Origin of the sequence: Pseudarthrobacter polychromogenes, assembly GCF_014644495.1 — a bacterium.
GTDB lineage: Bacteria > Actinomycetota > Actinomycetes > Actinomycetales > Micrococcaceae > Arthrobacter > Arthrobacter polychromogenes.
On the sequence record NZ_BMKU01000012.1, the window covers coordinates 14,031 to 26,333 of the forward strand.

Consider the following 12,303-nt stretch of genomic DNA (forward strand, 5'->3'; position numbering starts at 1 on the left):
TACGGCGGATGAACGGCCCTCGGCAATGCCCGCAATCGTGGGTACGGTTGCGTCATGCAAGAGATGTCGATTGAGGCTTTGGCCCGTCAGCAGATCGCTGCCGCTGTTGTGGCACCCAGCGGGCGGGCAGCCGATACGGCTTTCGGCGGGCATGAGAAGAAGCTGCGCCAGACTGTCATGGCTTTCCGTGCCGGCACGGAGCTCAGCGAGCACCAGAGCCCGGGCGAGGCCGGGGATCTCCTGATCGTGCCGGACGGGCTGCACAGCCTGGAAGCGGAAGAGGACTCGACGGCGCTGTTCACGGTTGGTCAAGACCGACCGCTAAAGATCGCTCGCCAGACGTCGCAATTACAATCACTCAGCCGACTCGTGGACTGGCCTTAAGGTGCTTAGCCAAGGACAGGCCTGCCAAAGGCAATCCGTACGCCGGCCCTGGAGAGATCCTTCTGTTTCGCCTAAGCCCCAGCTTGACTGTTTCCTGTAGAAGGTTCGGCTGACGGGCGGCCGGGGTGACATTTATCGCAGCGAAAACGCCGCCATTTATCGCTGCGATTCACAATCCCGAGCCAGGACTGCTTACGTCTGGCTCAGTAAAGGATCCATAGATGAAACAGCAGACACCGAGTGTCCGAGGGGGAGTGACCGTTGGGCAAGTGCCGCCGCCCAGGAGGCCGTACGGAAAATGTCGGTGCCCATCGAGAACCTGTGCGGTCCAACTTGTCCATGACGCCGCGCATAGCAAAGAATGGTGCCACCGGCGATCAGTCGGAGAGACCGGCCGGTCGTCGGCCGATCGAATGGGGGAACATTTGCCAAAGCGAGCGGAAGTCGACACGAGCCTGTTGCGTCGGTCAGAACTGGCTGAGTACAGGCGCCTGAAGAGGATTGCGGACTCGGCCGAACTCGTGAAGATGGTTGAGGCCTCGAACGCGCCAATGGCCCCCGTCGCCGCCCGCCGTCTCTGGGTCGCCCGCCTGGTCTACGTCATCATCTGGATCATCGGCATCGTCGTCGCTGCGACGGTGGGTGGCGCGATGTACGGAACGACCTTCATCATGGGCGCTGCGATGTATACCGCGTTCACGCTCGGGTGCCTTCTGAGCGTCACATTCAATTGTCAGTCGGAGTTTGCGGCAGGCAGGGCGAAAAAGGACGCGCTACGTGCGGTCGACGAGTACCTCAAGAGCATTGGATACGCGAACAGACTGGAGCGGACTCGCGACTCCGACCACGACGACTTCCAGTTCAAGTCTCGTCGGCGGATGCAGCACGAGTGGTACGGAGACCACAGCGAACTGAATTGGCAACATCGCGAGCAAGCCACGGTCCTCGGCATGGACGCGGATACCTACGTGAGCAACTTCTTGGAGAACGACAAGGACTGAGCACTAGACCGGCGTGGTGGCCCCGGAGGAAACCCAACATCCAAGCCGGGCTGACAATCGTGAACTTCTGGGTCGGCGTCCTGACTTGGCTCACGCGGTGGCGGTTCGCGTCGGTGAGTGCCTTCTGACGTGCGGTGATGCCCGTTGAAGTGGGCGGTTTCACGCACTAACGGGGGTGCTCTAGGGTCGCTCTGTGGCGTTCATCAGGCGGGTCCGGACGGCATCGGGGGCGACGGCGGTGCAGATCGCCGAGTACGTCCAAGGCCGGCAGAGGATCGTGGAGCACGTCGGCTCGGCGCATACCGATGCCGAGCTCGGAGTGCTGCTCGAGCGCGCCCGTGAGCTGCTGGCGGACCCGGCCCAGGGCGTCCTGGATCTGGGGGTGGAGCCGGCGCTGCCGGTGAAGGGGCTGGTCGGCCTGGCCGGGGATGCGGGCCTGTTCGGGCCCCTCGCTGCGGCGGCCCCGGCCGCACGCACGGGCCCGGGCCGGGTGGTCGGCACTGACTCCCGTGCGCTCTTTGCCGCGCTGGCGGACGTCTTCACCCAGCTGGGGTTCGACGGGCTCGGCGACGAGGCCGTCCGGGACGGGCTCGCGATCGCCAACGTCGTCAAACAGCTCCGGCCCCTGCGCTCGGCGACCATCGCCATCAACGGCACCACCCAGACCTTCGCCCCCGACATCCCAGCGCCTCAGCAGACCGTCCTCGACGCCATCCACGGACCAGAACTCACGCACTAAGCAAATGACCCAACTCAAGTGGAGCAGCATTCGTTGGTTGCAGAGCCGCTGTGGCGCGTCCGCTAAAAGATATTGCTCTCGGGTGACATTCTAAGTTCCAAGGTGACGGCGGTTGTGCACGCACCTGTCATCGACGCCAATGTCGTGAAGCAACAAGACATGGTTCCTGCGCCCCAGAAGAGTTGGTGGTTTCCGGGGAAGGGTCCCTTACGGGGCAGCTGAAACCATGCTCTACTCTCACGCGATGTGTCTCGAAACCTCTGCGCCTCAAATCCCTAGAGATTCAAGACGGCCGGCGCGCAGTGGTGCGACAAAGAGCGATCACAAAATGCCGCCATTTATCGGCAAAATCCACAGTCAGCCGTTTGAAAGCCCCGTGCTTCGCAGCGGTTCAAGAGAACGATGGCGTCTCAACAACGTGTCTCACTTGGGACTATCTCACTAAAGGGAAAGTGACCTTTGATGCCCCGGCGCACCCTGATACATCGCCCTGCACGACCTGGTTGGAACAATGACACGGCCGGCCTGCTTCGATGCCGCAGAGGGGAGAAAACCTTGCGACCCATCTATGAAATGTTCCAGAACGGGGATGTTCCAGAGCGTTAGAACTGGAACACATATGGTTGAGCCTGTTCTTCATTTGGTCCATATCAGGTCGTCGAGTATCAGAGCGGACCAGCCGGCGGAGCAGCACGGCGAAGTGCCAGGTTAGAGGGCGGCAGCACCGGGAGTAACTGCCCTCCGTTCAAACACTCAAGGTGCCAGTTATCGGTCCACTCTTGTCCGTCCGTCATGGAGCGCTCCTCCCCCGCGCACTTGAACCGCACGAGCCGGCTTCGCTGTTTGGTCCTTTTGCCAGGCTGCTAGGCGGCTTTCCTGCGCTGTCAGGACACCAGGCACCGCCAGCAACCCCTAAATTCGCTACGTCATTTTTCCGCCCGGCGATCAAACAAAGCAGACGTAAGTGTGGACAGTGTCCACACCCCCTTTGGCAGGACAAACCGAGCTCATACGGCTCCGGCATCGGCGAAGAGGAGCCCTTTGAAACGTACTTCGCAGCCAAAGTCGGCAATGTCATGTCGTCACCGCAACCTTGGACCATGAATAGGTGTTGGACAACCACGCCCAACCCGACAGAAACGAAACGAGGAAGCGCTCAGCCCCACCACAGCAGGCGGAAGGCCCACCAGCCAGGGACTTGAACCCGCCACCCCACACACCTGAATAGGCTCAGCGGCAGCCAGGCCACAGCCCGCAAATCTAGCGTCAGAGGGACGCCAGCACAAGCCATGTCAACACGTTAAAGCAAAAACCCCTCTGATGAGGGGATATGCCGTGCCCGAGGTGGGACTCGAACCCACACACCTTTCGATACCGCATTTTGAGTGCGGCGCGTCTGCCAATTCCGCCACTCGGGCGCGGAATACGCAAAGCAAACCGGTACGCCCACAGCTGATTGTGAGCAACGCGATCGCTTCACGTACGCGGAATTACTCTACAGCCAGATAGGCTGAATTCCAGAATCGCGCCGCCGACGCCGCAACCGACCATGCAGATCATGTACAGGACCGGGCGCACCTAAGATAGTGATGTCCCCGCCGTACCTTTCCAAGGAGATCCCGTGACTGAACAGACGGAGTCAAAGCCCACGTCCCAGCCGGCGCGCCGCGTCATTGTGGCCGAGGATGAAACCCTCATCCGCCTCGACATCATCGAAATCCTTCGCGGCGAAGGCTACGACGTTGTGGGCGAGGCGGACAACGGTGAGAAGGCCGTCCAGCTGGCCGAGGAACTGAAGCCGGACCTCGTCCTGATGGACGTCAAGATGCCCGTTATGGACGGCATTTCCGCAGCCGAGAAGATCGTCAAGGCCCGCATCGCCCCCGTGGTGCTGCTGACCGCATTCAGCCAGAAGGAACTCGTGGAGCGTGCCCGCGACGCCGGTGCCATGGCGTACGTGGTGAAGCCGTTCACCCCCGCAGACCTCATCCCGGCCCTGGAGATCGCACTTTCCCGCCACGAGGAAATCAAAGCACTGGAAAGCGAAGTCTCCGACCTCCAGGAGCAGTTCGCCACCCGCAAGCTCGTGGAACGCGCCAAGAGCCTGCTCACCACCAAGATGGGCCTCACGGAACCGGAAGCCTTCCGCTGGATCCAGAAGACCTCCATGGACCGCCGCCTGAGCATGCGAGAAGTCGCCGAGACCATCATCAACCAGGTCAACTAGGTCCGCACGGTCGGGTCTGCCAAAATCCGGCAGGCCCAACCAGCGGACCACAACGTAAAAGGACCCCTGCCGGCCGGCAGGGGTCCTTTCACGTAATCCGAAAGCCTAGGCCTTCTTCTTCTTTTCCGGCCAGGGGCCGAGCTTTTCCTTGTTGCTGGTTGCTTCGCCAACGCGGGTGGAGTCGGCGAGGTCGCCCACCTTGTGCACCTTCAGCGAGTTGGTGGAGCCGGCCTTTCCGGGAGGCGAACCGGCGGCAATAACCACCAGGTCGCCGTCGTCCACCAGGCCCATCTCCATGAGGCTGCGGTCAACCTGCGCGGTCATCTCATCGGTGTGGTCCACCATCTGGACCAGCACCGGCTGGATGCCCCAGGTCAGTGCCAGCTGGTTCCAGACCTGCTCCACCGGAGTGAAAGCGAAGACCGGCTTGATGGGGCGCAGGCGGGACAGGCGGCGTGCGGAGTCGCCGGACTGGGTGAAAGCACAGATGTACTTTGCGTCCAGCTGGTCGGCAATTTCGACGGCGGCACGCGTGATGGCGCCGCCACGGGTCTTGGGCTTGGTACCCAGCGGGGGGACGCGCTCAAGGCCGTGGACCTCGGTGGACTCGATGATCCGGGCCATGACCTTGACGGTCTCGATGGGGTACTTGCCCACGCTGGTCTCGCCGGAGAGCATTACAGCGTCTGCACCGTCGAGGACGGCGTTGGCGCAGTCGGAGGCTTCTGCACGGGTGGGGCGCGGGTTGTCGATCATGGATTCCAGGACCTGGGTTGCCACGATGACCGGCTTGGCCCAGCGGCGGGCCAGCTCGATGGCACGCTTCTGGACGATCGGCACTTCCTCCAGGGGAAGCTCAACGCCCAGGTCGCCACGGGCCACCATGATGGCGTCAAACGCATCGATGATCTCGGACAGCTGCTCCACGGCCTGGGGCTTCTCGATCTTGGCGATGACCGGCACGCGGCGGCCTTCCTCGTCCATGATCTCGTGCACGCGGACAATGTCCGACGCGTCCCGGACGAAGGAAAGTGCCACCAGGTCAACGCCGCGGCGCATGGCCCAGCGGAGGTCGTCCTCATCCTTTTCGCTCAGGGCGGGCACGTTGACGGCTACGCCGGGAAGGTTGATGCCCTTGTTGTTGGACACCATGCCGCCCACGGTCACCTCGGCGACCACCTTGACGTCGTCAACAGCCGTGGCACGCAGGGCCACCTTGCCGTCGTCGATCAGCAGGGCGTCGCCCACGTTGACGTCATCGGTGAGGCTCTTCAGCGTGGTGGAGCAGATGTCCTTGGTGCCGGGAACGTCTTCGGTGGTGATGGTGAACGTGTCGCCAACGGCGAGTTCGTGCGGGCCGTCAACGAAGCGGCCCAGGCGGATTTTGGGACCCTGCAGGTCAGCCATGATGGCCACGGCCTTGCCCAGGTCCGCCGCTGCCTTGCGGACGTTCTCGTAGGTGTTGTCGTGCACGGAGTAGTCGCCGTGGCTCATGTTCATGCGGGCAACGTCAACACCGGCTTCCAGTACCGCGAGTGTGTTTTCGTAGCTGGCGATGGCCGGGCCGAACGTAGCCACAATTTTTGCGCGTCTCATATACCTACCCTATTGGTCTCTTGCATTGGTTAAGTTGTCGCGGAGGTGAACCTCCGGTGCATCGCTAGAGGACGGCGATGGCGCGGTCCGTCGGGGCCACGGGAGCGGGCAGGATGGTGCTGCCCATCAGGTACTTGTCCACGGCTGCGGCGGCGGCGCGCCCTTCGGCGATGGCCCACACAATGAGGGACTGGCCGCGGCCGGCGTCACCGGCCACGAAGACGCCCTCGGTGTTGGTCATGTAGTAGCCGTCGCGGGACACGTTGCCGCGGCCGTCGAACTCCGCCTTGACCTGCTCGGTGATGCCTGCGGGCTCCGCTCCGGTGAAGCCGAGTGACAGGAACACCAGGTCCGCGGGAATGATCCGTTCCGTGCCGGCCTTGGGCAGGCGCTTGCCGTCAACGAATTCCGTCTCGGCAACCTTGACGCCCGTCAGCTTGCCGTCCTCGCCCACGAACTCCACGGTGGAGGCAAGGTACGTGCGCTCACCGCCTTCCTCGTGGGCGCTGGCAACCTCGAACAGCGTGGGGAACGTCGGCCACGGCTGGTGGCCGGCGCGCTCCGCCGGCGGCTGCTTGCCGATTGCCAAAGTGGTCACCGAGGCGGCACCGTGCCGGTGTGCGGTGCCGAGGCAGTCCGCGCCGGTGTCGCCGCCGCCGAGGATCACCACGTGCTTGCCCTGGGCGTGGATCTGGTTCTCGATTGCCTCCCCGGCCACGGCACGGTTTGCCGGAACCAGGTAGTCCATGGCGAAGTGCACGCCGTCCAGTTCGCGGCCCGGGATGGGCAGGTCCCTCGGGACGGTGGCGCCGGTGCAGACAACAACAGCGTCGTAACGCCGCCGCAGCTGCTCCCAGGTCACGTCGGTGCCCACGGCGACGCCGGTACGGAAGCGGGTGCCTTCCGCTTTCATCTGCTCGACGCGGCGGTCCACCTGCTCCTTTTCCATCTTGAAGTCGGGGATGCCGTAGCGGAGCAGGCCGCCGATCTTGTCGTCGCGCTCGTACACGGCCACGGTGTGGCCCACGCGGGTCAGCTGCTGCGCCACTGCCAGCCCTGCGGGGCCGGAGCCGACGACGGCGACCGTCTTGCCGGTCAGGCGTGCGGGAGGCAGGGGCTCTACCCAGCCGTTGTCCCAGGCTTCGTCAATGATGGAGACTTCCACCTGCTTGATGGTGACCGCAGGCTGGTTGATCCCCAACACGCAGGACGCCTCACACGGTGCCGGGCAGAGACGGCCGGTGAACTCCGGGAAGTTGTTCGTGGCGTGGAGGCGCTCGATGGCTTCCTCACCCTTGTCCCGCCACGTGAGGTCGTTCCACTCGGGAATCAGGTTGCCCAGCGGGCAGCCCTGGTGGCAGAACGGCACGCCGCAGTCCATGCAGCGGCCGGCCTGGGCCTTCAGGGTGCCCTTCTCCTGCGCCTCGTACACTTCCTTCCAGTCCATAATGCGGACGGGAACGGGACGGCGCGGCTGGGTTTCACGCTGGCGTACTTTCAAAAATCCGCGTGGATCAGCCACCGGTTACCTCCAGGATTCGGGACCACACTTCTTCGCCGTCGGGGTCCAGGCCCTCTTCGATGGCGTCGAGACGGGTCTGCAGTACGGCAGCATAGTCGCGCGGCAGCACCTTGGTAATGCGGGCGGCGGTGTCATCGAAGTTTTCGAGGAGGCGCGCCGCCAGCTGGGAATCAGTTTCTTCAACGTGCTTGACCAGCAGGCCGTGCACGATGTCGCGGTCCTCGGCGTCCAGCTCGCGGAGCTGGAGTTCGCCGGACTGCAGGGCGTCCTTGTTGACGCGGGCAGCGTCCAGGTCAAGGACGTAGGCGGTACCGCCGGACATGCCGGCGCCGAAGTTGCGTCCGGTGCGGCCGATGATCAGCGTCTGGCCGCCGGTCATGTACTCACAGCCATGGTCGCCGATGCCTTCGACGACGGCGGTGGCGCCTGAGTTGCGGACCAGGAAGCGTTCGCCCACCTGGCCGCGCAGGAACATCTCGCCGCTCGTGGCGCCGTAGCCGATCACGTTGCCGGCGATGACGTTGGTCTCCGCCTTGAACACGTTGGTCCGGTCCGGGCGGACGATGATGCGGCCGCCGGAGAGGCCCTTGCCCACATAGTCATTGGAGTCGCCGAACAGCCGCAGGGTGATGCCCGCGGGCAGGAACGCGCCCAGGGACTGTCCGGCGGTGCCGCTCAGGGTGATATCGATGGTGTCCGTGGCCAGGACATCGGTGCCGAACGTCTTGGTGACGACGTGCCCCAGCATGGTGCCTACAGAACGGTCCGTGTTGATGACGTCCACGGCAATCTTGACCGGGCTGCGGTCCGTGAGTGCCTCGGTGGACATGGTGATGAGGCGCTGGTCGAAGTGCTTGTCCAGCTCGTGGTTCTGGCCGGTCATGTTCCGCAGCGGGGCGTCGTCGTCGAACTCCAGCCCGTGCAGGATCGGGTCCAGGTCCAGGCCGTCGGCCTTCCAGTGGTTGACGGCGTCCCGGGCGTCGAGGACCTCGGCGTGGCCGATTGCCTCCTCCAGGCTGCGGAAGCCGAGCTCGGCCAGGATTTCGCGGACTTCCTCTGCGAGGAACTCGAAGAAGTTGACCACGAATTCGGGCTTGCCGCTGAAGCGTGCGCGGAGTTCCGGGTTCTGCGTTGCCACGCCCACCGGGCAGGTGTCCAGGTGGCAGACGCGCATCATGATGCAGCCTTCCACCACCAGCGGGGCGGTGGCGAAGCCGAATTCCTCGCCGCCGAGCAGCGCTGCGATCACCACGTCACGGCCGGTCTTGAGCTGGCCGTCAACCTGCACCACCACGCGGTCGCGCAGGCCGTTGAGCATCAGGGTCTGCTGGGTCTCGGCGAGGCCGAGCTCCCACGGAACACCAGCGTGCTTGAGCGAGTTCAGCGGCGAGGCGCCGGTTCCGCCGTCATGGCCGGAGACCAGTACGACGTCGGCCTTCGCCTTGGTCACACCGGCGGCAACCGTGCCGATTCCCACCTCGGAGACGAGCTTGACGTGCACCCGGGCCGAGGGGTTGGCGCGCTTGGCATCGTAGATCAGCTGCGCGAGGTCCTCGATGGAGTAGATGTCGTGGTGCGGGGGCGGGGAAATGAGCCCGACGCCCGGCGTCGAGTGCCGCGTCCGGGCCACCCATGGGTAGACCTTCTGCGCCATGAGCTGGCCGCCCTCGCCGGGCTTGGCGCCCTGGGCCATCTTGATCTGGATGTCGTCGGCGTTGGTCAGGTACAGGCTGGTCACGCCGAACCGGCCGGACGCAATCTGCTTGACGGCCGAGCGGCGCTTGGGGTCGAGCAAACGGTCAACGTCCTCGCCGCCTTCGCCGGTGTTGGACTTGCCACCCAACTGGTTCATGGCGATGGCCAGCGTCTCGTGGGCCTCCTGGGAGATGGAGCCGTAGCTCATGGCACCCGTGGAGAACCGCTTCACGATGCTGGAGACGGGCTCCACTTCCTCGAGCGGAACGGGCGGGCGCTCGTTCTTGAACTTGAGGAGGCCGCGGAGGGTCATCAGGTTCTCGGACTGGTCGTCCACTCCCCTGGTGTACGCCTTGAAGATGTCGTAGCGGCGCTCACGGGTTGCGTGCTGCAGCCGGAACACGGTCTCCGGGTTGAACAGGTGGGGCTCGCCGTCGCGGCGCCACTGGTACTCGCCGCCGCCCAGCAGCGGGCGGTGGGGCTGCTCGATGCCGCCCTCGGGGTAGGCCATCTGGTGGCGCGCCGAAACCTCCGCGGCGATGACGTCCAGGCCCACGCCGCCAAGCTGCGAGTGGGTGCCGGCGAAGAACTCGTCTACCAGCTCCTGGCCCAGGCCGAGCGCCTCGAACGTCTGGGCGCCGGTGTAGGACGCCACCGTGGAGATGCCCATCTTGGACATGATCTTCAGGACGCCCTTGCCGAGGCCCTTGATCAGGTTGTACACGCCGTCCTGCGGGGTGACCCCGGTGACGTCGCCGGCGGCAATCAACTGCTCCACCGATTCCATGGCCAGGTACGGGTTGACGGCGGAGGCGCCGTAGCCGATCAGGACGGCCACATGGTGCGTCTCGCGGACGTCCCCGGCTTCCACCACCAGGGCAGTCTTGGTGCGGTTGGCGCTGCGCAGCAGGTGGTGGTGCACGGCGCTGACCAGCAGCAGTGACGGGATGGGCGCCCACTGGGCGTTGGAGTCGCGGTCGGAGAGCACCACGTACTGGACGCCGCGGTTGATGGCACCGGACACCTGCTCGCAGATCTCGGTGAGCCGTGCACGGAGCGCGTTCTCGCCGCCCTCGGGGCGGTACAGCCCGCGGACCTTCATGGCCACCTTGTCGCCGTCGGCGTTTTCAATGTTGGCGATCTTGGCGAGCTGGTCGTTGTTGATCACCGGGAACGGCAGCTGGACCTGCGGCTGGCGGACCTGCTTGGTGTCCAGGAGGTTGCCGTTGGGGCCGATGGCACAGGTCAGGGAGGTGACCAGCTCCTCGCGGATGGCGTCCAGCGGCGGGTTGGTCACCTGCGCGAAGGACTGCACGAAGTAGTCGAAGAGCAGGCGGGGGCGCTTTGACAGCACGGCCACCGGGGTATCGGAGCCCATGGCGCCCAGCGGTTCGGCGCCGGTGCGGGCCATCGGGCCGAGCAGGATCTTCAGTTCCTCGGTGGTGTAGCCGAAGGTGCGCTGGCGAATGTTCACCGACGCGGCCGTGTGGACCACGTGCTCGCGCTCGGGGAGCTCGTTAAGGTCGATCAGGTTGTCCTTGACCCACTCCGCCCACGGGTTGGCGGCGGCGACCTCGGCCTTGACCTCTTCATCGTCGATGACGCGGCCGGCCTCGGTGTCCACCAGGAACATCTTGCCCGGGGACACACGGCCCTTCTTGACCACCTTGGAGGCTTCGACGTCGATGACGCCCACCTCGGAGGCAAAGACAATCAGGCCGTCCTCGGTAATCCAGAAACGTCCGGGACGCAGGCCGTTGCGGTCCAGGGTGGCGCCCACCAGGCTGCCGTCGGTGAACGAGACGGCTGCGGGGCCGTCCCACGGTTCCATCAGCAGGGAGTGGTACTCGTAGAACGCGCGCCGGGCCGGATCCATGGTGGCGTGGTTTTCCCAGGCCTCGGGGATCATCATCATGATCGAGTGCGTGATGGGGCGGCCGGACAGCCACAGCAGCTCGGCCACCTCGTCGAAGGACGCGGAGTCCGAGGCACCCGGGGTGCAGATGGGGTACAGCTCTTCCGGGGTGTCGCCCAGCAGCGGGTTGGCCAGCTGCGACTGGCGGGCGCGCATCCAGTTCCGGTTTCCCTTGACCGTGTTGATTTCGCCGTTGTGCGCGATGGTGCGGAACGGCTGGGCCAGCGGCCAGGACGGGAAGGTGTTGGTGGAGAAGCGCGAGTGGACGATTGCCAGCTTGGTCTTGAAGCGCTTGTCAGAGAGGTCCGGGTAGAACGGCTCCAGCTGGGCGGTGGTGAGCATGCCCTTGTAGACAATGGTGCGCGAGGACAGCGACGGGAAGTAGACGCCGAACTTGTTCTGGGCGCGCTTGCGGATCCGCCAGGCGCGGGAGTCCAGCTCATTGCGGTCCAGTTCCTCGCCGGTGGCGGATCCCAGGAAGGGCTGGGAGAAGTACGGCATGCAGGCGCGTGCCATGGCCCCGACCAGGTCCGCGACGATGGGCACTTCGCGCCACCCGAGCACCGTCAGGCCCTCGTCGGCTGCCAGGCCCTCGATGCCGGCCTTCGCGGCGTCGGCCTCGCGCTGTTCGGCGGGAAGGAAGGCGGTGCCGGCCACGTACTGGCCGGGAGCGGGAAGTTCGAACTCCGTGACCGCGCGGAAGAACTCGTCCGGGATCTGCATGAGGAGGCCCGCGCCGTCACCGGTGCCCTCGTCCGCGCCCACGGCACCGCGGTGCTCAAGGTTGCGCAGGGCAGTGAGGGCGGCGTCCACGATGTCATAGCCGGGCTCGCCGCGGAGCGTGGCGATGATCGCAAGACCGCAGGCGTCCTTCTCCTGCTCCGGGTTGTAGAGCCCGGCCGCCTCCGGCAGGGCTGCGAAGCGCTTGAACGGCGACATGGCAGTCTCAGGCTGGTCCGGTTCTGACCAGCTGGGAGTGTGAAGAGTTTGGGTCATGGGAGACGTCCTTCCTCCTGATCGTGCGTATGGAAGGGACACCGTTGGCCCCACTCGTCGGCGCCGCTCTGATGGGCACAACAAAGTGTTATTTACTGGAAATTGTAGGTCAGCATGGCCTGCTGAACTAACAGTTACGCAGGCCCCTGCCCCGGGCAACACCGGACAGCAGCTCTATGCTGTCCAGGGTGGCCCCGCTGCCACGACGCTGTGGTGATTGGGCGCTTC

6 protein-coding genes, 1 tRNA gene and 1 pseudogene are annotated in these 12,303 nt (G+C 64.8%); 4 read left to right on the forward strand and 4 right to left on the reverse strand.

The window, feature by feature from the left end:
* Positions 1–54: 54 nt before the first annotated feature.
* The 3 genes and pseudogenes from IEX43_RS16450 to IEX43_RS20465 all read left to right on the forward strand — a co-directional run.
* Positions 55–384 (forward strand): cupin domain-containing protein, encoded by a 330-nt coding sequence (locus tag IEX43_RS16450; protein WP_229666508.1) that lies wholly within the window; start codon positions 55–57, stop codon positions 382–384.
* Positions 385–842: 458 nt separating this feature from the next.
* Positions 843–1,385, forward strand: a complete 543-nt coding sequence (locus tag IEX43_RS16455; protein WP_188812720.1) for a hypothetical protein — start codon at positions 843–845, stop codon at positions 1,383–1,385.
* A 193-nt stretch (positions 1,386–1,578) separates the two neighbouring features.
* Positions 1,579–1,998 (forward strand): annotated as a pseudogene (locus IEX43_RS20465) (IS1634 family transposase); the annotation flags it as partial.
* 1,462 nt (positions 1,999–3,460) lie between these two features.
* Here IEX43_RS20465 and IEX43_RS16465 read toward each other — a convergent pair.
* Positions 3,461–3,542: transfer RNA gene (locus IEX43_RS16465), tRNA-Leu, on the reverse strand.
* A 203-nt stretch (positions 3,543–3,745) separates the two neighbouring features.
* On the opposite strand from IEX43_RS16465, the gene IEX43_RS16470 reads away from it, so the two are divergent.
* A complete protein-coding gene (locus tag IEX43_RS16470; protein ID WP_009358190.1) occupies positions 3,746–4,351 on the forward strand; it encodes an ANTAR domain-containing response regulator in 606 nt (201 codons plus the stop codon).
* A 105-nt stretch (positions 4,352–4,456) separates the two neighbouring features.
* Here the strand turns inward: IEX43_RS16470 and pyk are convergent, their stop codons facing one another.
* The 3 genes from pyk to gltB all read right to left on the reverse strand — a co-directional run bounded on the left by pyk (position 4,457) and on the right by gltB (position 12,075).
* Positions 4,457–5,947 carry a pyruvate kinase gene (gene pyk, locus IEX43_RS16475; protein WP_188812724.1) on the reverse strand — a complete coding sequence of 497 codons (1,491 nt, stop codon included), beginning with the start codon at positions 5,945–5,947 and terminating at the stop codon, positions 4,457–4,459.
* Positions 5,948–6,011: 64 nt separating this feature from the next.
* On the reverse strand, positions 6,012–7,469 hold the full coding sequence (locus tag IEX43_RS16480; protein WP_188812726.1) for a glutamate synthase subunit beta: 1,458 nt from the start codon (positions 7,467–7,469) through the stop codon (positions 6,012–6,014).
* Complete coding sequence (gltB, locus tag IEX43_RS16485; RefSeq protein WP_188812728.1) at positions 7,462–12,075, reverse strand: glutamate synthase large subunit; 4,614 nt, start codon at positions 12,073–12,075, stop codon at positions 7,462–7,464. The genes IEX43_RS16480 and gltB overlap by 8 nt, the downstream gene beginning before the upstream one ends.
* Between the last annotated feature and the right edge of the window lie 228 nt (positions 12,076–12,303).

What these genes read in the sequence shown, in the direction of transcription:
- gltB (WP_188812728.1), bottom strand. Translation starts at nt 12,075, where the DNA reads ATGACCCAAACTCTTCACACTCCCAGCTGGTCAGAACCGGACCAGCCT.
- IEX43_RS16450 (WP_229666508.1), top strand. Translation starts at nt 55, where the DNA reads ATGCAAGAGATGTCGATTGAGGCTTTGGCCCGTCAGCAGATCGCTGCC.
- pyk (WP_188812724.1), bottom strand. Translation starts at nt 5,947, where the DNA reads ATGAGACGCGCAAAAATTGTGGCTACGTTCGGCCCGGCCATCGCCAGC.